Genomic DNA, 22,180 nt, shown 5'->3' with positions numbered 1-22,180 from the left:
TTACGAGCAGCTATAACGTACAATACGTAAGGTGCTTGGGCGTGCTTCTAAAGCCTGACGCGTTGCGTAGTCTTGGCCATTGTGTAAGTCAGGCGTGTTGCTTAGACCGATAGACGTGCGTGAGTTGCCAATTTGGCGACCATAACTATCGGATGTTATCGCAGCGGGGTTAGCAACTTCATTCACGCTGAGAATTTGCAGTTTAAAGGTTTTATTTGTACCTAAAACCTTTTGGCAAGTGCGTTGTAGTTTTTTGGCATCCAGATCCTGATTTTGACGACCAGCTAAAGTATAAGCGAGGGTTGCTGAGTCCGCTGTTTGGCTTTCTACACGGTAACCAACTTGACCATTATACTGTTGGGGAGTGCTTTGGCATGCTGCAAGACCTAAAGCGATAAAACCGAGCCCTAAAAATTGAAACGTTTTTTTCATGGTGAAAGTTCCGTGTTTTATTCTTGGGCACAGTATGACATAAGCCCGTGAAAATAACGATGTGATTCAAAGTAAAACGACCCACCTGTAACAAAATAAAGCTAGGTCGTCAGTGCTTATTTTAAGCGTTTAATGGTCTGTGATCAGACTATGTTTTTTAGTGTCCTTCATGAAGACGTAGGTGATGAGTGAGAGGCCAATCATGAAAGTAATATAGTAGAAGAAGTAACTTTCATGTCCTGCATTTTTAAAGCTCAAAGCCACCAATTCTGCTGTACCGCCAAAAATGGTGTTGGCAATCGCATAAGGCAGTGCAACCCCTAAGGCACGGATGTGTGGTGGAAATAATTCTGCTTTTACGACCGCGTTAATTGCAGTATATCCAGTAACAATAACCATCCCGCTCATACAGAGCCAGAATGCAGTGGTTGCATCAGTGGTCGTTCCTAGACGATTGAAAATCGGCACGGTAAACAGAACCCCACAAATACCGAAAGCGATCATAATTGGTTTACGCCCAATTTTATCTGACAAGGCGCCTACCGCAGGTTGAATCAGCATAAAAATAAAGATGGCTGCTGTGGTAATTTCAGTGGCAGTGCTTTTGTCAAAACCAGAAGTATTCACCAAGTATTTTTGTAGATAAGTGGTAAAGGTATTGAATGCGAGCGTTCCGCCCGCAGTCAGCATAATGACAGTAAAAGCAGCTTTAGGGTGTTTAGTAAATAACTCGATTGCCCCTGATTTTGGGCCACCTTGTTTGGCTTGTTCTTGCGCTTCTTTTGAAGATTGGGTTTCAACCAGTCCACGACGAATCCAAAATACAACAATGGCTAACATGGCACCAATCAGGAAGGGAATACGCCATCCCCAAGCATGTAGTGCTTTTTCGGAAAGCGTATGTTGCAGAATAATCAGTACACACAGGGCGATAAGCTGCCCTGAAATTAAAGTCACATACTGAAAACTAGAGAAAAATCCGCGATGGTTTTTTCCTGCCATTTCGGTGAGGTAAGTCGCACTCGAACCATATTCTCCACCGACACTGAGCCCTTGTAATAGGCGTGCAAACAATAAAATTGCAGGCGCTAACATTCCCGCAGCATCATAGGAAGGGGCGCAGGCAATCATTAGTGAGCCAACACACATCAAAGATACGGATAGGGTTAAACCTGCTTTACGCCCTTTTCGATCTGCATAAATGCCCATAATCCAAGCGCCAATAGGACGCATTAAGAAGCCTAAGGCAAATACGGCTGCTGCTTGTAAAAGCTTGACGGTTTCATTGCCATCTGGGAAGAAAACAGGTGCAAAATAAAGTGTGAAAGCCGCGTAGACATACCAGTCGTACCACTCTACAAGATTACCGGCGGACCCCCCTAAAATAGATTTAAAACGCGTTTTTCGATCAAATGGCGTGTGTGCAATTTGTGGAGATGAGTTTGACACAAGAAATTCCAAAGCTGTGGCAAAACACATTCTTTTAAGTTCTTTCCAGTGGGAGAAAAACTTAAAAACATGTATTTTTTAGGAGAAATAATATGATACTTTTCACATTTATTTATACGCTCTTGAGATGGATTTCGCATTCGACTTTAGTCGCAATAAAGTGTGTGGTAACTGAGGAGTTATTCAAGATCGAATTGGCTAACCGCAATTGATGACACATGTGTAAAGACTTTGCAAAGAACACATTTTACTGCAATGGTTAGACAATAAATGCCTTGCAATTTGGGTTTTCTGTTAGGATTGAGTAGAGAATTATATAAACAAAATAAAAGTTGCTGAAAGCACGCAAAATAAGAGGAGCCTGAATATGGATCAACATCATATATATGACATGGTCGTCATTGGTGGCGGAATCAACGGTGCAGGTATTGCTGCCGATGCCGCAGGGCGTGGGTTATCTGTTTTGTTGTGTGAAAAGGATGATTTGGCTGGCCATACGTCATCTGCCAGCAGTAAATTGATTCATGGCGGGTTACGTTATTTAGAGCATAAAGAGTTTCGTCTGGTACGAGAAGCTTTGGCTGAGCGTGAAGTCCTCATGGCGAAAGCGCCACATCTCATTCGTGCCATGCGCTTTATTATGCCACATCGCCCACATTTACGGCCCGCATGGCTGATTCGAACGGGCTTATTTTTCTATGATCATTTGGGCAAACGTGAAAAATTGGCATCTTCGAATCTGGTTGATTTCGATCCAGAAACCAGTTTATTTAAACCTGAAATCATCAAAGGTTTTGAGTACTCGGATTGCGCTGTGGATGATGCACGTCTTGTCGTTGCGAATGCAATTCAAGCACATGAAAATGGCGCCAGTATACAAACACGCACACGCTGTATTGCTGCGCAGGCAGAGCAAAACATTTGGACGGTACAATTACAAAATACACAAGGGACTTTCGTTGTTCGTACCAAAGTTCTGGTGAATGCCGCAGGGCCATGGGTCACCGAATTTATACAGCAAAATTTAAAAATGCAGGCAGCTTATAGTATTCGATTGATTCAAGGTAGTCATATTATTGTGCCTAAAATTTATGCAGGAGATAAGGCTTTTATTCTGCAAAATGATGATCAGCGGATTGTTTTTGCTATCCCGTATTTAGATGAATACACTTTGATTGGGACTACGGATCAGCGTTATTTGGGCAATCCAGATCAGGTGGAAATTACAGAAAGTGAAATTGATTATTTGTTGCAAGTCATGAATGCACATTTCCAACAACAATTAACGCGCCAAGATATTATTTCAACTTATTCAGGCGTCCGTCCATTGTGCGATGATGAGTCTGATAATCCATCTGCTATGACGCGTGATTATACCTTGGTATTGACTCAACAGCAGCATGCGCCCTTACTTTCAGTGTATGGGGGCAAGCTTACGACTTATCGTAAACTGGCTGAATCTGCCATGCATCAGCTCAAACCATTTTTTAGTAAATTGAAACCTGACTGGACGGCCAAAGCCTTGTTGCCAGGTGCAGAAAACTTCTTTAATGCTGAGCGTCTGGTTAAAGAGCTAGAGCAATATTTACCAGACGTGCCGAAGTCTCTGGTCGAGCGCTGGGTGCATAGCTACGGTTCCCGAGTATGGAGAATGCTTGGAAGTTGTGAACATGTTGCTGCATTAGGACAGGATTTTGGTCATGATTTATATCAGCAGGAAGTGGATTATTTGGTTGCGAATGAATGGGCGGTGAGTAGCGAAGATATTTTAAAGCGCCGTAGCAAACTGTATTTAAAATTTGACCAAGACCAGATTGCTAGATTGGACGAGTATTTGCTTGCTTTACATAAACGTCGTGCACAAGAAATAGCTGCGTAGTCTTAATTTTGAGTAAGTATGGATTATTTTTTAATTATAATCGGCGTTGGATCTTTGATTAAAAAAAGCCGCGTATGCGGCTTTCTAGTCTTTAGATTTCGATACCGCCAAGTTGTTGGCAGTTTACAGGCGTATTCCATTTAACGGCTGTACCCCAAACTACAGGGCGTACAATACGCCAAGGCCAAAAACCAAATCTTTGGCTTGCATTATAGTTAATAACCACATTACCACCGACTTGATGGGCACGCTCGGCGAAGCGAGGGTAGAGCTCTTCTACGCTACCATAAGTCCCTTTCGCAACTTTAATCCGCTTCTTAATCTGAAATTGATTGGAATCGGGTGTACCTTTAATCGCACAAACATGCAGAGTAGGTTGTTCGGTTGTTTCGGTGTTAGCTAGAGCAAGACTAGATAAACCAAACAAACAAGTTGTAAGTGTAAGTGCTTTTAGCATGAATTTCCCCTTTTATGTTTTTGTTAAATTATAAAGTTTATAAAATAGGTAGAAAAAAGACCGCTTACACGGTCTTTTTTCTAAGTTTTATTTTGTACTTAAGCAGATTGCTTAACTGCTTCTAAAAGTTCGTTTTGACGAGCTTTAAGTGCAGCTGGTAAACGCTCACCTAATTGATTGAACAATTCAGTGTGACTTTCAATTTCTTTGATCCATTGCTCTTTGTCTTGAGAGGTAATTAGGTCAAATTGAGCTTGAGTAAAGTCAGAACCAGTCCAGTTTAACTGTTCGTAAGTTGGCACACGACCAATTGGAGTTTCAACTGCATCAGCACGGCCTTCACAACGATCAATAATCCATTCAAGCACACGCATGTTTTGACCGAAACCAGGCCATACGAAGTTGCCTTCAGCATCACGACGGAACCAGTTTACATTGTAGATACCTGGAAGTTTGTTACCCGCAGCTTTCGCTTTTGCTTCAACTTCTGCACCCATTTCTAACCAATGAGAGAAGTAGTCTGCCATGTTGTAGCCCGCGAACGGAAGCATAGCAAATGGATCACGACGAACAATACCTTGTTGACCAACAGCGGCAGCAGTTGTTTCAGAACCCATTGTTGCAGCTTTGTACACGCCATCTACCCAGTCAAATGCTTCTGAGATTAATGGAACTGTGTCCGCACGGCGACCACCGAAGATGAATGCAGAAATTGGAACACCAGCTGGATTTTCCCAGTCAGCGTCAATAGAAGGACATTGACCAGCAGCTACGGTGAAGCGCGCATTTGGATGAGCTGCTTTTTCAGTACCTGTATGAGGTTGGCCTTTCCAGTTAGTAAGGTTTGCAGGCGCTTCTTTAGAAAGACCTTCCCACCAAACTTCGCCGTTGTCAGTTACAGCAACGTTGGTATAGATGACGTCTTTGTGAAGTGTCGCCATACAGTTCGGGTTAGTCTTGGTATTTGTACCAGGCGCAACACCGAAGAAACCAGCTTCAGGGTTAATTGCATATAAGCGACCATCTTCACCTGGTTTAATCCAAGCAATATCGTCACCTACAGTTTCAATTTTCCAGCCTTCGTAGCCAGCTGGTGGAATCAACATTGCAAAGTTTGTTTTACCACAAGCAGAAGGGAATGCCGCTGCGATGTAGTGTTTCTCACCTTGAGGATTAGTCACACCAAGGATAAGCATGTGTTCAGCTAACCAGCCTTGTTCACGACCCATTGCTGATGCAATACGGAGTGCCAAGCATTTTTTACCCAATAATGCATTGCCGCCGTAACCAGAACCGTATGACCAAATTTCACGAGTTTCTGGATAATGAACGATGTATTTTTCAGGGTTGCAAGGCCATGCAACATCTTTTTGTCCTTCTGCAAGTGGTGCACCTACAGTGTGGATACAAGGAATGTACTCGCCATCAGTACCAAGAACGTCATAAACGGCTTTACCCATACGTGCCATTTTAGACATGCTTACAGCAACGTAAGGTGAGTCTGTTAATTCAATACCAATGTGTGCAATGTGGCTGCCCAAAGGACCCATAGAGAAAGGAACAACGTACATTGTACGCCCTTCCATTGCACCTTCAAATAAACCATTTAAACGAGTGCGCATTTCTGCAGGAGCTTCCCAGTTGTTTGTCGCACCAGCATCTTCTTCTTTTTCAGAACAGATATATGTACGACCTTCAACACGTGCAACGTCAGAAGGGTCAGAATTTGCAAGATAAGAACCAGGGTGTTTTTCTTGGTTTAAAGCTTGCATAGTGCCGTTAGCGATCATCAAGTCGATAAGACGTTGATATTCTTCTTCGCTGCCGTCACACCATTCAATCTTTGCTGGTTTGGTTAATTTCGCAATTTCTTCAACCCATGCAATAAGCTTAGGGTGACGAACGAATTCTGGTGCGTTCACTTGGGTCATGGTGAGGCCTATCTTAAAAGTGTACAAATTTTGTACAAAGTCCAATCTAAGTAATCAGGTTACCTAGATGAAAGTAAAAAAAAGTGGCAGTATTAAAGCACAAAACGATGAAAAAAATAAGACACCCGTATCTACTTGTAGATATTGATAATTTGTATTGTGTTTTTGATTTTCTATTATAAATCATTGTGTTGTGATTTATATTTTTAAACTTTATTTGTATTTATTTTGTTTATGGAAATTATTTATTTAAATTATGTTATTTACATACAATGACTTATGTGTATTTTTTTTATGAGAACTATTATTGATTAAATGAATGGTGGTAATTTGAATTTTGCATAAGGGCATTGTTAATTGGTGATAAATTGGACAAAATTAGAGCAAATACTTCATAGAAGTGAATTTGCGGGATGAATTTAAAACCCCTTTCCATTATTTACAATGCACGCTCTGGTTTTCATGCCAGTAATAAAGAAGAAATCTATGAGCAATTGCTGACATATTTTACAGAGCAAGGCTTTGAGATTCAGGTTTTTGAGCTTGGTGAAAAAAAAGATTTTCCTACTCTGATGCAATCTATTATTCAACGTCATCAATCTTCAAATAGTATAGGTGTTATTGTTGCTGCAGGTGGCGATGGTACTTTAAATTCAGTCGCTAAAGCGCTATTAGGCAGTAACATCCCTTTAGGTATTTTACCTTTAGGCACATTTAATTATGTGGCTCGGGTTTTGAATATTCCACTTGAAATTATGCAAGCCGCTGAAGTGATTACTACAGGGCAGATACGCTCCATTCATGTGGCTAAAATTAATGATCAAATTTACTTAAATAATGCCAGTTTGGGGTTATATCCTTTATTCATTCAACGCCGTGAACTCTATAATGCCAAGTTTGGGCGTTTTCCTTTACATGCCTACACTTCGGGTTTAGATGTGTTGATTCGAGATCGTAAAGAGTTGAAGCTAGAGGTGGAAGTGGATGGGAAAATCTACCCTGTAAAAACCCCCTTAATCTTTTTTGGTAATAATCAACTACAGTTAGCGGAAATGAAATTACGTATTGCTAAATGTGCAGAGCAGGGGCAAGTTGCTGGTCTAGTCGTGGCAAAAAGCGATAAATTAACTTTATTTCGAATGTTATTACAGTTGATTCGTGGTGAGCTAGAAAAAGCACCTGATGTTTATAGTTTTGCCGCAGACGATGTCAAAGTCTTTTCACAACGTGAAAAATTAACAGTTGCACTAGATGGTGAAATTGTAGAAATGCGTCCTCCACTGCATATCACCGTACAAAAAAATGCAGTTAACATAATGGTGCCTTATGCTGCTGCATCTGTCTGATCTGCATTTTGGTACTGAGCGACCTGAATGTCTGACTGCGATTCAGCGGTTTTGTCGTGAACAACAGCCCGAACTGGTGGTTGTGAGCGGGGATTTAACCCAACGTGCACGCTATAGAGAATTTTTTCACTGTAAACAATTCCTCGACAGCCTGAATTGCCCTTACTTGGTGGTGCCAGGTAACCATGATATTCCGCTGTACCATATTTGGGATCGTATTTTTAATCCCTTTACGCGCTACCAATTGTTTTTTGGCAATATGGAAATGACCTTGGAAACTGAGCACTTTTATGTGATTGGGGTCAACAGTATCCGCCGTCGTTACCATACGCGCGGGCATATTTCTTTAGAGCAAATTCAGCAGATTGATCAAATATTACAGCGTGCACCAGAGCACAAAATAAAAATTATTGCAGCACATCAGCCTTTTTACGCATCGCCAGAAGATCCGCATGACATTAAAGACTGTCCTGTACTTGGGCGTATGGCATTGGAAGTTTGGAGTAAAAGTGGTTTAAAGGCACTGCTGCATGGTCATTTGCATCAGTCAGCGGTATTCGATTTAAATTATTTATACCATTTAAATGTTGGGCATCCTGTGTTGGATATTCATGCAGGAACAGCAACGTCTTATCGTTTACACCATGCTTTAAGTAATAGTTTTAATGTGATTGATGAACAGGCAGATGTACGACATTATCAATTTAGCCTTCAACATTTAGAGTTTGAATTGGTATAAATTGCTGAATTAATCGACGAATCATTCGTGTTGCCTAAAAAAAATACAAAAAAGATGCTTTTTTTTTAAAGCAGCCCTTGAAGCGTTCTTTTCCATCCCCACAAAAGTGTCATCTAAATTCATTTTGATGATGACCAAAGGAATAAATAAGTCGTCATCAGTCATCTTAATAGACTTAGTCTGATGGAGTTATTTATGAGCAACATTCGTCCATTACATGACCGTGTAGTTATTCGTCGTGTTGAAGAAGAAACGAAAACCGCTGGCGGTATCTTATTGCCAGGTTCTGCAGCAGAAAAGCCAGCACAAGGTGAAATTATTGCAGTAGGTAATGGTCAAATCACGGACAACGGTATTCGCGCTTTAGATGTAAAAGTTGGCGACAAAGTATTGTTCGGTACGTATGCAGGTACAACTGTAAAAGTACAAGGTGAAGAACTTCTTATCATGAAAGAGTCTGACATTTTAGCTGTATTAGAAGGCTAATTCTGTCCTTACTCGTTCAATCTCAGATTAGTAAAGATTAAAAAATTTCGGAGTCTATAAATGTCAGCTAAAGACGTAAAATTTGGTGATTCAGCACGCTCTAAAATGATTGCAGGCGTTAACGTTCTTGCAGATGCTGTAAAAGTAACTTTAGGCCCTAAAGGTCGTAACGTTGTTATCGACCGTTCTTTCGGTGCACCGCACATCACTAAAGATGGTGTAACAGTTGCGAAAGAAATTTCTCTTAAAGATAAATTTGAGAACATGGGCGCTCAATTGGTTCGTGAAGTATCTTCTAAAACCAATGACATCGCAGGTGACGGTACAACAACAGCAACTGTACTTGCTCAAGCAATTTTAAATGAAGGCATCAAGTCTGTAACTGCGGGTATGAACCCAATGGACTTGAAACGTGGTATCGACCTTGCAGTTAAAGCATTGGTTGCTGAAATTAAAGCAACAGCAAAACCTGCTTCTGATACTAAAGCAATTGAACAAGTGGGTTCAATCTCTGCAAACTCTGACGAAACTGTAGGTAAACTCATTGCACAAGCAATGGAACGCGTGGGTAAAGAAGGCGTAATTACTGTTGAAGAAGGTTCAGGCTTTGAAGATGCTTTGGACGTTGTTGAAGGTATGCAGTTTGACCGTGGTTACATCAGCCCGTACTTTGCAAACAAGCAAGATACCTTAACAGCTGAATTAGAAAACCCGTTCATTTTGCTTGTTGACAAAAAAATCAGCAACATCCGTGAATTGATTACTGTACTTGAAGCTGTTGCTAAAACAGGCAAGCCACTTTTAATTATCGCTGAAGATGTTGAAGGTGAAGCGTTAGCAACACTTGTTGTAAACAACATGCGCGGCATTATTAAAGTATGTGCAGTGAAAGCGCCTGGCTTTGGTGACCGCCGTAAAGCAATGCTTCAAGACATCGCAATCTTGACGGGTGCGACTGTTATTTCTGAAGAAGTAGGCATGTCTTTAGAGCAAGCTTCTCTTCAAGATTTAGGTACTGCACACAAAATCACGGTTTCTAAAGAAAACACTGTGATTGTAGATGGTGCTGGTGATGCAGCTCAAATCGCTGAACGCGTTACTCAAATCCGTGCACAAATTGAAGAATCTACGTCGGAATATGACAAAGAAAAACTTCAAGAACGTGTAGCTAAATTGGCTGGCGGTGTTGCAGTGATTAAAATCGGTGCTGCGACTGAAGTTGAAATGAAAGAGAAGAAAGACCGTGTTGACGATGCGCTTCATGCAACGCGTGCTGCGGTTGAAGAAGGCGTGGTCGCTGGTGGTGGTGTTGCACTCGTACGTGCTGCTGCTGCGCTTGATGGCGTAAACGGTGCGAATGACGATCAAAACGTAGGTATCAATATTTTACGTCGTGCAATTGAAGCACCACTTCGTCAAATCGTTGCGAATGCGGGTGATGAGCCTTCAGTTGTGATCAACGCAGTGAAAAATGGTGAAGGTAACTTCGGTTATAACGCTGCTACTTCTGAGTATGGCGACATGCTAGAAATGGGTATTCTTGATCCTGCTAAAGTAACGCGTTCTGCACTTGAACACGCTGCTTCAGTTGCTGGTTTAATGCTCACCACTGAATGCATGATCACTGACATTCCAGAAGACAAACCAGCTATGCCAGATATGGGCGGCATGGGTGGTATGGGCGGCATGATGTAATCTGCACCCCAGATTCACAGATCTAAAAAAATCCCCACTTGATGTGGGGATTTTTTTATTTTTATCGGTTTAATTGAGTTAGAAAAAGATTCTAAAACAATAAAAAAAAATATTAAAAGAGTATCAAGGCAGTCTGATTTTTCAGTGATTGGCAAAACTTGCCGAATCAACAGCAGACAGAACAGAAGATGGTGGTATTTTTAACTGAGCCAGATAAGCATTATCAACTTGCCAGTGATTGTTTAAAGCAACATGATCAGCTTTCACAGCGAGAGGTTAAAATTTGTCAACTATGTGTTGATGGATACAATCTTGAAGCCATTACAGAAGAATGTACGCTGACATTCGGTTAGGTCCGTACCTATAAATGAAGTACATTTTTGCCAAAACGTAGTGTTCAACTCAAGTCGAATTATTTCGCTTATGGGTAGGGATAAGTCTGGATTTTGAACATATTCCTTAAGCGTACTTTAACCCCATAAAATCAGTGTCCAAGTGACAGCAATGATACTTAAAGCAACAAATTGTGCAGCACTGCCCATATCTTTGGCATTTTTAGACAAGGGATGACGTTCTAAAGAAACGCGATCGACAATGGCTTCTAAGGCAGAGTTGAAGAGTTCAACAATAATTGCCAATAGACAGACTGCAATGAGAATGGCTTGTTCGCTACGACTCACGTTAAGAAAAAACGTGACGGGAATTAAAATAAGATTGATATAAATAATTTGTCGAAAAGCGGCTTCATGTTGAAAAGCAGCTTTAAAGCCAGCGATAGAATAGTGGGTTGCGTTAAAAATTCGTTTAAAACCAGTTTTACCTTTAAGGGGAGAATATTCGCTCATGATGGATTGGATCGTTCAAGGTAGAGAAGAGAATAGCCCCGATAGATTAAAGTGGGCTTAAAACATACAAAAATATGTATGTCCAGTTTAGCATGAATTACGCTCAATCAAATGAGCAAAAAGTTGTAACTTGGCTTGGAATAAAGAGATATTCATCCTTTAAGTTCAGCATTATATTCAAGTTGGCATTGGTTTTATGTATTGAAAAACATAGAGCAGACATTGGATTGAAGCTTGATTTGCATGATTGATTAAAAAATTATAGGGTGGAAGGAATGGATCTTCATCATTTCTACATAATTGAATAATAAATCCGTAACTATGTTAATAATGATTGTGTTTTATGGTTGGGTCATTGAATATCAACATAAATTTGCTAGTTTTTCTTCCTCCTTTGAATTCTAATTTTTAAGTGGCGCAAACCTATGTTGTCTAAGTTTTTTATACAACGTCCTATTTTTGCTGGTGTACTTGCAATTATTGTGATGGCTTTGGGGCTTTTTGCCGTTCTGAATTTGCCAGTAGAACGTTATCCCGATATTGCGCCACCACGAATTACTGTGAGTGCAACTTATACAGGTGCATCTGCGGAAACTGTAGAGGAAAGTGTTACGCAAATTTTAGAACAGCAAATCAAAGGGATCGATCATCTTTTATATTTTAGTTCCAGCAGTGATTCTTCTGGACGTAGTCGAATTAGCATCAGTTTTGAAAATGGCACAGACCCCGATACGGCACAGGTACAAGTACAAAATGCAATTAACGGTGTCGTCAGTCGTTTACCAGAAGATGTACAGCGCCAAGGCGTAAATGTCTATAAATCACTGGGGGATACCCATATGGTGATTGGCTTGTATGATGCCTCTGGTCGTAGTGACAATATAGAATTGTCTGATTATATGATGACGCATTTGGAGCAAGACATTGCCCGTATTGACGGTGTCGGTGAAGTTGATGTATTTGGCTCACAATATGCCATGCGTATCTGGCTGAATCCGAGCCAACTTAAGCAATATAGTTTAATGCCATCCGATATTCGTAGCGCAATTGAAGCACAGAATACCCAAGTGGCAGCGGGCGGCATTGGCGATTTACCCACAGTCGAAAATCAATATCTGAATGCAAAAGTGACTTCGGGATCTCGGCTTAAAACTGTGCCTGAATTTGAACAGATTATTGTGAAATCAAACCGTGATGGTAGTTTCGTTTTTTTGAAAGATGTGGCTCGAATTGAGTTAGGTGCGGAAAACTATCAATCTTTTAATACCATTAATGGTTTTGCATCGGCAGGGATGGGGATCTCTTTATCTTCTGGAGCAAATGCACTTGCGACATCTGCACTGATTAAAGCTGAGGTTGAGCACTTATCCAGTAAATTACCCGCGGGGTATAAAATTGTTTATCCGCGGGATAATACGCCGTTTGTGCAAGAGTCGATTAAGGAAGTCGTCAAAACCCTGTTTGAAGCGGTCATTCTGGTGGTCATTGTCATGTTTCTGTTTTTGCAGAATTGGCGTGCAACCCTGATTCCAACTATTACCGTGCCTGTGGTGATTTTGGGCACGATGGCAATACTCTATGTTTTAGGTATGAGCATTAATACCTTAACGCTATTTGCTTTGGTTTTAGCAATTGGTTTATTGGTAGATGATGCCATCGTGGTGGTCGAAAATGTGGAGCGTCTGATGCACGAACAGCATTTGTCTGCCAAAGATGCTGCCATTGAATCCATGCAGGAAATTAGTGGTGCTTTAATAGGGATTACTTTGGTACTGACTGCAGTATTTATTCCCATGGCATTTTTTGGTGGGTCAACTGGGGTAATTTATCGCCAGTTTTCTATCACTTTAGTGGCTGCAATGGGGCTTTCCTTAATGGTGGCTTTGGTGTTAACGCCAGCCCTATGCGCTTTAATTTTGCAGCCCAGCAATAAGCAGAAAAAATGGGCAGTGTGGTTCAATCAAAAGTTAGACCAGTTAAAAACACATTATCTTAAACTTACGAAATTGACCATACATCATAAACGCATCAGTTTGGTAATATTTACTGCGTTAATCGCCGTGTTTGCCTTGTTCTACCGTGCCTTACCGACCAGCTTTATTCCGAGCGAAGATCAGGGCATGTTAAGTGTGCAATTTGAGCTGATCAATGGCGCACCGTTATCTAAAAGTCGTGAAGTCGGTGAGGAAATTCGCGAGTATTTTCTGAGTCAAGAAAAAGACAATGTCAATTTGGTGATGGTGCGTTATGGGCGTAATTACTCTGGAACTGGACAGAATTTAGGGCAGGGTTTTGTTGCCTTGAAACATTGGGATGAACGAAGTGGTCGACATAACTCAGCCCAAGCCATACGTGAACGGGCGATGCAGCATTTCCGTCAGAATCGTAATGCCAAGATTATGGTGAATATGCCATCTTCAGTCAGTGGTTTGGGACAAACTGATGGTTTAGAGTTCTGGATTCGAGACATTAACGGCAATGGACGTCAATTCTTAGATGCGGAATTTAAAAAATTACAAACTGCTACAGAACACTATAAGAGCTTTGAAAATCTGGATAACAAAGCAAACCCCGATAAAGCTGAGTTACAAGTCAAGGTTGATCAAAAACAAGCATTGGCTCTAGGTTTATCTCAGTCTGCTATTAATAGTACCTTATCGGCTGCGTGGGGCGGCTCATATGTGAATGATTTCATTGACCGTGGGCGGGTCAAACGCGTGATGATGCAGGGAGATGCCGAATATCGATCGAAACCTGAAGATTTGCAACAATGGTATGTCCGCAATGATGCCAACCAGATGGTGTCATTTGCCAGTTTTGCCAACGTCAACTGGGGTGGTGGACCTGAAGTCGTAAAACGCTTTATGGGCTATACCGCTTTAGAGATGGAAGTTGATACAGCCAAGAATGTCAGTTCAGGTGTTGCCATGAGCGATATTCAGAAACTGGTAGAGCAGCAGCCCGATATTGACTTGGCATGGAGTGGACTGTCTTTTGAGGAGCAGAAATCAAGTCATCAGGCATTATGGTTATATTTAATTTCGATTGGTTTTATCTTTTTATGTTTGGCTGCGCTGTATGAGAGCTGGACGATTCCCACAGCTGTGATGAGTGCTATTCCTTTAGGCATTGGAGGAAATATTCTCTTTAGCTATTTTGTAGGCTTTCCAAATGACATTTATTTCCAGATTGCCTTACTCACTACAATTGGCCTGTCCTGTAAAAATGCCATTTTGATTGTGGAATTTGCTTCTATGGCGCAAACACGTGGTCTCACGGTGATGCAAGCGGCCATGGAGGGGGCGAGTTTGCGCTTACGCCCAATTTTGATGACTTCTTTGGCTTTTGGTGCTGGGGTTATTCCTTTGGTATTTGCCTTTGGTGCAGGGGCGGCAAGTCGTCAGGAAATAGGCATTAGCGTCTTAGGCGGTGTGATTTTTGGGACAGTCTTGGTATTGATTTTTATTCCCTTTATGTATGTATTGATTCGTTCCATTGTTGGTGTGAAAAATCAGCAATTATAGTGCTTCGAACTGTTGATGGTTTTCTATGCTTTGTAAATCCGGCAGCAGTATGAGCATGGAGAGATTTCTAAAATTTCATGTTGCAAGTGATTCACCTACGAAACCATGTAATGGCAAAGTTCATACAAACTGCTGATTCATGCTTGACGACTATTCTGCTAGATGAATGGAAAGTAGTGGTTTAATTTTCTGGAATTTTGAATAACCCTTTGTTACGGCATTCGCAAGAAAAATGCTTTAAGCTGTAGTGAAATCAACATCATGCCGACATGAACATGCCTGAACAGCAGCGAGCTACCCAAAAAACACCGCAAGAAGTGATTCGTTTAGAGCGTGATTTGGCTAAATATGCCAATCTCATGGATTCAGTGATTCGTATTCCTTTTACCAAGCAGGGTGTGGGGGCAGATGCTGCTTTAGGCACCATTCCTATAGCGGGAGATGTCGCAGGTTTTGCCTTAACCTGTTATGCAATTTACAAAGCCAAGCAAATTGGGGTGCCACAACATAAATTAAATGTGGTGTATAAACTGGCGCTAATGGATTTGGTGGTGGGATTTATTCCGATTGCAGGGACGTTATTTGATATTTTTATTCGTCCAAGCCGTAAAGCACTGGATATCGTGCATGAGCATATTCGTGAGGAATATCAAATCCGCGATACTGCACACGTGGTCCATCCTTATTTACATGAAAAATTAGAAGTGAAACAACAGCATTCGGCATTTTGGCGTCATCCTGTTATTGCTTGGTTATGGTTACATATTCCAGATTTAGTGGGTCTGGTCTTTATTATTGGTCTGCTATTGGCAACGTGGTTTGGATTTACCATAGTATGGGCTTGGTATCAAAACTGGTCATAAGTTAATTCTTAGCATAAAAAAAGCCTCCATGTGGGAGGCTTTTTTTGAATCTTTAAAATCAAGTTTATGCACAGTCTAATTGTTGTAAGGCTGCTACACGTTGTTCAATTGTTGGGTGAGTTTGAAATAAGGCTGCTAAGCTAAATCCTTGTTCTTTACCTTCTGCAATTGAAAATGCTTTCATTTCTTTTGGCATTTGGTCTGGAAGCTCTGATTCTGCTTGTAAGCGTAATAAGGCAGAAATCATGGCTTGTTTGCCTGCTAAACGCGCACCGGCTTCATCAGCACGGTATTCCCGATGACGTGAGAACCACATCACGATGGCAGAAGCCAAAATACCAAAGACGATGTCGAGAACAATTGTAATACCGAAGTAAGCTAAGCCAGGGGCTTCACCATCTTCACGACCGAAGACATTACGGTCAATAAAATCGCCTACAACACGAGCAAAGAACATGACAAAGGCGTTAACGACACCTTGGATCAATGCCAGTGTGACCATATCACCATTGGCAACGTGACCAATTTCATGAGCCAGTACCGCACGCAATTCATCTTTATTCATACGCTCAAGTAAGCCTGTAGAGACAGCTACGAGCGCATCATTTTTATTCCAACCTGTTGCAAATGCATTCGATTGGTAAGATGGGAAAATACCCACTTCTGGCATGTTAATACCAGCATGCTGAGACAATTCCGCAACTGTTTGTAGCAACCAAACCTCTGCTTGGCTACGTGGAGCATTAGGGTCAATAAGTTCAGTGCCAGTTGTTTTTTTTGCCATCCATTTCGACATGAACAGAGACACTACAGATCCAACCATACCAAACACGAAACAGACGACTAAAAGGTTGCCTAGATTCAAGCCACCCGCGCCATGATAACTACCGACACCGAAGAGTGACAAAATAATGCCAGCTACAACCAGTACCGCGAGGTTGGTTAGCAAGAACAAACCAATCCGCATCATTGAGAAAATCCTCTTAATATAGAAATATAATCTGATTTATAACTGATAAATCATAAGAATCAATATGCGGTGAATATTGCAAAAATTCAAGAAAAAATCGTGATTCGTCGCGAAAAATAACATTTTTCCATTAATAGATTCGTGCAGATGCAGACGCATGCTCAGTCGAATATGAGCCTGCTCTTGGTGCATCAGTATAACTACCATCCGCTGCGATGATGATCTCACGCTGCCCATTTCTGGACGACGGGTTTGGAATGGACTGTGCCTGTGCCGATTGAGCATTGGTTTGATTCGGACTGTAATTTACAGATTGGGCAACGATTTTCCCTGAGCTGCCACCACTGCTGATCAGACCACCTGAATACAGATTGCTATAACGACTGCTCACACGGCGTACATAGTCTTGGGTTTCTTTAAATGGAGGGATACCGCCGTATTTGTCGACATTACCTTCGCCTGCATTATATGCAGCCAGTGCTAAAGAGGTATTGCCATTAAAACGTTTGAGTAACCAGCTTAAATATTTTGCCCCCCCCATAATGTTTTGCTGAGGGTCATAGGCATTTGAAACATTAAAGCGACGTGCAGTTGCGGGCATTAGTTGCATTAAGCCTAAAGCACCCACAGGCGAGCGAGCATTGACATTAAAGCCAGATTCAGTATGCATTACTGCTTTAATTAAACCTTCAGAAATTCCATGGGTTTGGGCAGCTTGACGAATCATGCTGTCAAAAGCATTTCGATTACGGTTATAACTGGGTAAAACCGAGGATTCTGAATTTCCCCAGTTACTATAACTGTGCATGTTACTGTCGGGATAATAGGTTTTTTTTTCGACTTTCAAATGGCTATATTTACTTTTTTTATTGGTGAGCAAGGTTGTACCATTCGAATCGGTCAATTGATAAATGGTTTCGCCAGCAACGCAGGCTGGGCTTATCAATACTAAAGATGCACAGCCAAGAAGGTAAGCTTGCATGTTATGCCATTTATTTTTCATTTTTTATCAATTTTTCTGTCCCCAAACAGTCAAGCTAAGTTTAGCAAAAAACGCTTAGATAAAAAGCGTTACTGGATTTTATTTTTCATGACTTTGTAAAAATCAAGCTTAATTGCGGAGTTAATAATCAAAAAAAAAATTAATTTATTTTTAATCGGGATTGCTTGACTATGGTAAGCCATTGATATTTAATTAAAATAAAATTGATCAAAAAATGATCAATTTAAATAGAAGCCTTAGACTATGGGAAGCATCACCTGTCAAGTGTTTTGAAATCCACAAAGTTATCCACAGCTTTTGTGGACAACTGTGGAAAAGTCCAAAAGATAAGCATTTGGGCGAAAAAATGAACTGCAACGTTCAAATTTACCCTTTAAGTAATACGAAAAAATGACAAGTAGATTCGGTCATGAGAATTTACATTCTTTAGATGCGATTGCTTGGCGAATCATATAAAATTGCGCGGTATTTTCATTTATGGGTTAATCGTGTCTATGTACTCGCCAGTTGAGTCCGAACAAGGGTTTAATTTCAAGCCAGAACTCCCAACCAGCTCTGCCTACTATCGTTTGTTAAAAAAGCTTCGCCGCCAAGTGGGGCATGCTATTCGTGATTTTAAAATGATCGAAGACGGCGATAAGGTCATGGTCTGTATTTCTGGCGGTAAAGACAGTTATACCTTGCTGGACATCTTATTGCAGTTTAAACGTATTGCACCGATTAACTTTGACGTGGTTGCGGTAAACCTTGACCAAAAGCAACCGGGTTTTCCTGAAGATGTATTACCGCGTTATTTAGAAGAAAATAACATTCCCTACTATATTTTGGAAAAAGACACTTACAGCATTACTAAGCGTCTAACCCCAGAAGGGAAAACCTATTGTGCGGTGTGTTCACGGTTACGTCGCGGTTCGTTGTATGGCTTTGCACAAGAGATTGGTGCAACCAAAGTGGCGCTCGGACATCACCGTGATGATATTTTAGCGACCTTCTTCCTGAACTTGTTCCATGGCGGTAGCTTAAAAGCCATGCCACCAAAATTGTTGTCTACAGATAAAAAGAACATTTTGATTCGTCCACTGGCCTATGTGGAAGAGAAAGACATTATTAAATATGCAGAAATGCGTCAGTTCCCAATTATTCCATGTAACTTATGTGGTTCGCAGGAAAACCTGCAACGCGCAATGTTAAATGACATGTTGCGTACATGGGACAAGGAGCATCCGAAGCGTTTACACAGCATTTTTGGTGCATTACAGAACGTTTCACCATCCCAATTGGCCGATCGTGAACTGTTTGATTTTGAGGTGCTCGATTCACAACGTGAATTCGACTTTAAAGGCGAAAGTTGTTCGACTGAAGCTGAACCTGAGAACAAACGCATTAATATGGTTAATCTTGGCTTTGCTGTTGAATAATTTTGTCATTTAGGCCAATAAAAAACACCAATCCATGATTGGTGTTTTTTTATGTAGATGATTTTGATCATCTTTGTATAAGAAATATAAAATATGAACGGTACGTACAAAAAACTTTAGGCACATGTAAGATATACATGCTATAACAATCTCCACGTGTATTTAGCTTCACAATGATGTCGACTGGATAGGCGACACAAAATGAACAAATAAATTTGAGGAAACATCATGCCTGCCTTTTTAACTGATGATTGGTTTTCAACTGTAGAAACTTTGACTGCACAAGCAGGGGACTTGAATTTGCCACCCGCTTTGGCAAATTTAGCCATTAACTTGGTTGTGACAGATACGAGTGGTAATACCGAATTGGCATTAGATGGCGGCAAAATCTTAAAAGGTTTGTCTTCAAATGCCAAAACAACGCTCAATATGGATGCTGATACACTTCGTAAAGTATTCTTAGAGTTTGATATGGCTGCTGCGATGCAAGCATTCATGACAGGTAAAATCAAAGTTCAAGGTGATATGTCACAATTGATGGCGTTGCAAACCGCAAAACCAAGCCAAGAACAAAAGGATTTATTTAAGAAAGTACTTGAGCATACAGCTTAAGTTTTTCGCAGAAAAAAAGCTTACCCATGGGTAAGCTTTTTTTCTACCTTCAATTCATGACTATTTATATATTCACCAATTGAGGCGTGTTTTTGATGTATTCCAAGTAAGAACGAATACGCGTGACATATTGTACTGCTTGGCGATAGCGACCATTTTGTGCTTTATGACCATCTAAATAACTATATAGGTTTACCCAGTTATTCGGATCTTTGCCTTGAGCACTGATACGCTTTTGAATCTGATCTACGGCACCTGGTCCCATATTATAAGCGACCAAGGCATACCAGTTACGATCTGGATACGGCACTTCTTCGAACTTGCTGAGCATAAGGTCGTAATACTTCGCACCACCTTGAATACTTTGAGCGGGATCGGTGCGGTTACTTACACCCATCGCTTTGGCTGTGCTATTGGTCAGCATCATGATACCGCGTACGCCTGTGGGCGAAATTGAATCGGGTTTTAAATACGATTCCTGATACCCAATGGCTGCCAAGAAATGCCAATCGAGATCATATTTCTCGGCTGTACGCTGGAAACTGGCTTTATAAATCGGCATACGTTTGGTGAGATCACGTTCAATAGAATCCCATGACTCGGCCTGTACAACATTACGATTATAAAAAGAAGCCAATTGGCTAATTGAACCCGTTTGCTTACCTTGACAAACAAAACCACTGGCAGTTTGAGTCAAAGGGTCATCCGCATGTTTAAATACCCAATTCAATTGAGTATTTAAGCCATTTTTCTGTAGGCTATATAAGTCACCACAGGTGGCTGAAAACGAGGTCAGTTTTTTACTTTCAATTTTTTGAATGCTTGAGGTAGTAATGGCAAAGTTTACTTTACCTTGATCAACCAATTTTAATGCCGTGGCATCATCAGGAACTGTGGTAAACACCAGTTCAACATTCATACTGTCAGCATAATTACGCGCAAGGTCATAACCAAAGCCATGTAAATACTGTCCATCTTTAAAAACAGTCGATGGATTTTCTACACCAACCACTGTGAGTTTGTTGTTATTAACAACAGCGTCATATTGGTAAGCCTTGCTAGCATTAATTGTATGAAACGGAATTAAGGCTGCGGTGAGTGCTAAGGCTTTTAAAGGGAGAGAGAAAGTTAATGAGTTAAGGCTAAGCCTCGACCCAGAAGGTGAACTACTGTGCATGTTGTCTCCGCTACAAGTAATTTATGCCCTAAAAAGCCAAAGCAAACGAGGCCTTAAACTTCTTTAAAGTTTGATAAATTCAATAAGGGGTGGGCAGTCATGGACGTCATTCAAAATGACATGGGAAAAAAGGAAATTATGCAGTAAAAAACCACATAGGTTAAAAAGTACACTAAACAGAAGATGAGGGCATAATAAAGTCGGAAATTTAGATTGTCAAATTTAGTATAAAAAATAGTGAAAAAATGTAATGTAACTATATAATTTAATTAATAAATTATTTTTATACCCTTTTGTTGTAGTGAAATTGGGCATAAAATAGCTTAAAAATGTATCTGTTTCGTACTTTGAAAAGACAATTTGCAATATGAAATCTAACTTAATTACACGTTCTGGACACGATAAATTGGTGGCCGAATTGCAGCGTTTATGGCGTGAAGAACGCCCAGAAATTACCAAAAAAGTGAACTGGGCTGCTAGCCTTGGTGATCGAAGTGAAAATGCGGATTATACTAAATAACCCTTATTTTCATACTATTTAATTTTATATTATTATAAAATAATGAGTTATAATTAGTATATAAACTATTTCTTTATACTATTGTTAATGTACTATTTTTTTGTTTTGATCTTATTGTGAAGTGGTGTATAAAAAACATTAAACAAGATAATTGAGTGATTAGTAAGCTAAAGTAGCAGCTCTGTCAGGGGGTTACATTGATGAATTTAGCACTTTAATGCCACATCTTATGATGACTAGTACACTGAAATAGAATGTTCTTTTTAAGAAGAGAAAAAAATGTTATTGATGAATACAAAAGATTTCTCCGTATATCATGTAGGAGATGAATGTAACAATTATTTAACACTTATTCAGGATTACTGGGAACTAAATAAAGAATTATCAGCTTTTAAATATTCTACGAAAGAACTGTTATTAAAATATGGTTTTAAAAGTTTGCATATACTAGAAGCCTCGGTTTCAAAGTATAGTTATATTACATCTGAGTCTGATCATTTTAAATGTCAAAATTGTGGGGGAATTTTTAAAATTAAATTGAGAAATGATTATAAAAAATTAATAAAATCTCTATTTGAATGTAATACATGCTTAGCAAAGGAAACTGATAAATTAGCACAAGAAGTTTTGTGTGAAATAGAATCAATCATAGAAGATAAATATAATTTTCTCTTTAAAAAAAATATATTTAATTTAACCTATTTAGAGAAAATATATTTATATCTCATTGTCTATAAATGCCAAGTTAATGAGTTTGGTAAGTTAAATAAAGAATCTTGGCAAGATATGTTTATTACTGAAAGAGCTGATAAAAATTTTTTAATAAAGTCTTTA

The 22,180-nt window shown here is 40.1% G+C and carries 18 protein-coding genes and 2 pseudogenes; 12 read left to right on the top strand and 8 right to left on the bottom strand.

The genetic code is table 11. The features are described from left to right. On the bottom strand, positions 1–432 hold the full coding sequence (locus tag E0H82_RS01895) for a hypothetical protein (RefSeq protein WP_131262752.1): 432 nt from the start codon (positions 430–432) through the stop codon (positions 1–3). 129 nt (positions 433–561) lie between these two features. Next, positions 562–1,881: an MFS transporter gene (locus tag E0H82_RS01890; protein ID WP_131262751.1), complete on the bottom strand. Its 1,320-nt coding sequence runs from the start codon at positions 1,879–1,881 to the stop codon at positions 562–564. A gap of 367 nt (positions 1,882–2,248) precedes the next feature. On the opposite strand from E0H82_RS01890, the gene glpD reads away from it, so the two are divergent. Continuing rightward, on the top strand, positions 2,249–3,760 hold the full coding sequence (gene glpD, locus E0H82_RS01885; protein ID WP_131262750.1) for a glycerol-3-phosphate dehydrogenase: 1,512 nt from the start codon (positions 2,249–2,251) through the stop codon (positions 3,758–3,760). A 91-nt stretch (positions 3,761–3,851) separates the two neighbouring features. On the opposite strand, the gene E0H82_RS01880 is transcribed toward glpD, so the two are convergent. Together E0H82_RS01880 and E0H82_RS01875 are read right to left on the bottom strand one after the other, a co-directional pair. Beyond that, positions 3,852–4,217: a hypothetical protein gene (locus E0H82_RS01880; RefSeq protein ID WP_131262749.1), complete on the bottom strand. Its 366-nt coding sequence runs from the start codon at positions 4,215–4,217 to the stop codon at positions 3,852–3,854. 98 nt (positions 4,218–4,315) lie between these two features. Next, positions 4,316–6,148 carry a phosphoenolpyruvate carboxykinase (GTP) gene (locus E0H82_RS01875; RefSeq protein WP_131262748.1) on the bottom strand — a complete coding sequence of 611 codons (1,833 nt, stop codon included), beginning with the start codon at positions 6,146–6,148 and terminating at the stop codon, positions 4,316–4,318. Positions 6,149–6,561: 413 nt separating this feature from the next. Here E0H82_RS01875 and E0H82_RS01870 point away from each other — a divergent pair, with 413 nt between their 5' ends. From E0H82_RS01870 to E0H82_RS01850, 5 genes are all read left to right on the top strand, one after another. Then, positions 6,562–7,494, top strand: coding sequence for a diacylglycerol/lipid kinase family protein (locus tag E0H82_RS01870; protein WP_131262747.1), 933 nt, complete (start codon positions 6,562–6,564; stop codon positions 7,492–7,494). Next, positions 7,475–8,233: a metallophosphoesterase family protein gene (locus E0H82_RS01865; RefSeq protein WP_131262746.1), complete on the top strand. Its 759-nt coding sequence runs from the start codon at positions 7,475–7,477 to the stop codon at positions 8,231–8,233. The genes E0H82_RS01870 and E0H82_RS01865 overlap by 20 nt, the downstream gene beginning before the upstream one ends. Before the next feature lie 195 nt (positions 8,234–8,428). Continuing rightward, complete coding sequence (locus E0H82_RS01860) at positions 8,429–8,719, top strand: co-chaperone GroES (protein WP_116763434.1); 291 nt, start codon at positions 8,429–8,431, stop codon at positions 8,717–8,719. 60 nt (positions 8,720–8,779) lie between these two features. Beyond that, positions 8,780–10,414, top strand: coding sequence for a chaperonin GroEL (gene groL, locus E0H82_RS01855; protein WP_131262745.1), 1,635 nt, complete (start codon positions 8,780–8,782; stop codon positions 10,412–10,414). Between the two features lie 158 nt (positions 10,415–10,572). Continuing rightward, positions 10,573–10,767 (top strand): hypothetical protein, encoded by a 195-nt coding sequence (locus E0H82_RS01850; RefSeq protein WP_131262744.1) that lies wholly within the window; start codon positions 10,573–10,575, stop codon positions 10,765–10,767. A 117-nt stretch (positions 10,768–10,884) separates the two neighbouring features. On the opposite strand, the gene E0H82_RS01845 is transcribed toward E0H82_RS01850, so the two are convergent. Further along, the gene (locus E0H82_RS01845; protein ID WP_131262743.1) at positions 10,885–11,259 is read right to left on the bottom strand and encodes a diacylglycerol kinase; all 375 of its coding nucleotides are present in this window, start codon (positions 11,257–11,259) and stop codon (positions 10,885–10,887) included. Positions 11,260–11,684: 425 nt separating this feature from the next. Here E0H82_RS01845 and E0H82_RS01840 point away from each other — a divergent pair, with 425 nt between their 5' ends. Together E0H82_RS01840 and E0H82_RS01835 are read left to right on the top strand one after the other, a co-directional pair. Beyond that, a complete protein-coding gene (locus E0H82_RS01840; protein WP_131262742.1) occupies positions 11,685–14,783 on the top strand; it encodes a multidrug efflux RND transporter permease subunit in 3,099 nt (1,032 codons plus the stop codon). 275 nt (positions 14,784–15,058) lie between these two features. Further along, positions 15,059–15,646, top strand: a complete 588-nt coding sequence (locus tag E0H82_RS01835) for a DUF4112 domain-containing protein (RefSeq protein WP_131262741.1) — start codon at positions 15,059–15,061, stop codon at positions 15,644–15,646. A gap of 64 nt (positions 15,647–15,710) precedes the next feature. On the opposite strand, the gene htpX is transcribed toward E0H82_RS01835, so the two are convergent. Beyond that, positions 15,711–16,616, bottom strand: a complete 906-nt coding sequence (htpX, locus tag E0H82_RS01830; protein ID WP_131262740.1) for a protease HtpX — start codon at positions 16,614–16,616, stop codon at positions 15,711–15,713. Positions 16,617–16,746: 130 nt separating this feature from the next. After that, entirely contained in the window at positions 16,747–17,619 is an 873-nt protein-coding gene (locus E0H82_RS01825) for a lytic transglycosylase domain-containing protein (protein ID WP_131262739.1), read from the bottom strand. Between the two features lie 494 nt (positions 17,620–18,113). Between E0H82_RS01825 and ttcA the strand changes: the two genes are divergently transcribed. Continuing rightward, on the top strand, positions 18,114–19,037 hold the full coding sequence (ttcA, locus tag E0H82_RS01820; protein WP_116763451.1) for a tRNA 2-thiocytidine(32) synthetase TtcA: 924 nt from the start codon (positions 18,114–18,116) through the stop codon (positions 19,035–19,037). A 228-nt stretch (positions 19,038–19,265) separates the two neighbouring features. Continuing rightward, positions 19,266–19,649 carry an SCP2 sterol-binding domain-containing protein gene (locus E0H82_RS01815; protein ID WP_131262738.1) on the top strand — a complete coding sequence of 128 codons (384 nt, stop codon included), beginning with the start codon at positions 19,266–19,268 and terminating at the stop codon, positions 19,647–19,649. 64 nt (positions 19,650–19,713) lie between these two features. Here E0H82_RS01815 and E0H82_RS01810 read toward each other — a convergent pair whose 3' ends face one another. Then, positions 19,714–20,826 carry a transglycosylase SLT domain-containing protein gene (locus tag E0H82_RS01810; protein WP_131262737.1) on the bottom strand — a complete coding sequence of 371 codons (1,113 nt, stop codon included), beginning with the start codon at positions 20,824–20,826 and terminating at the stop codon, positions 19,714–19,716. A 367-nt stretch (positions 20,827–21,193) separates the two neighbouring features. Between E0H82_RS01810 and E0H82_RS01805 the strand changes: the two are divergent. After that, positions 21,194–21,337, top strand: a pseudogene (locus tag E0H82_RS01805) (transcription elongation factor GreB); the annotation flags it as partial. A gap of 288 nt (positions 21,338–21,625) precedes the next feature. After that, positions 21,626–22,180 (top strand): annotated as a pseudogene (locus E0H82_RS16645) (hypothetical protein); the annotation flags it as partial.

The organism is Acinetobacter sp. ANC 4910 (genome assembly GCF_004331035.1).
In the GTDB taxonomy this organism is placed as follows: Bacteria; Pseudomonadota; Gammaproteobacteria; order Pseudomonadales; family Moraxellaceae; genus Acinetobacter.
Note: the sequence above shows the minus strand (reverse complement) of the source record. Positions and strands in the feature narration are given on the sequence as shown.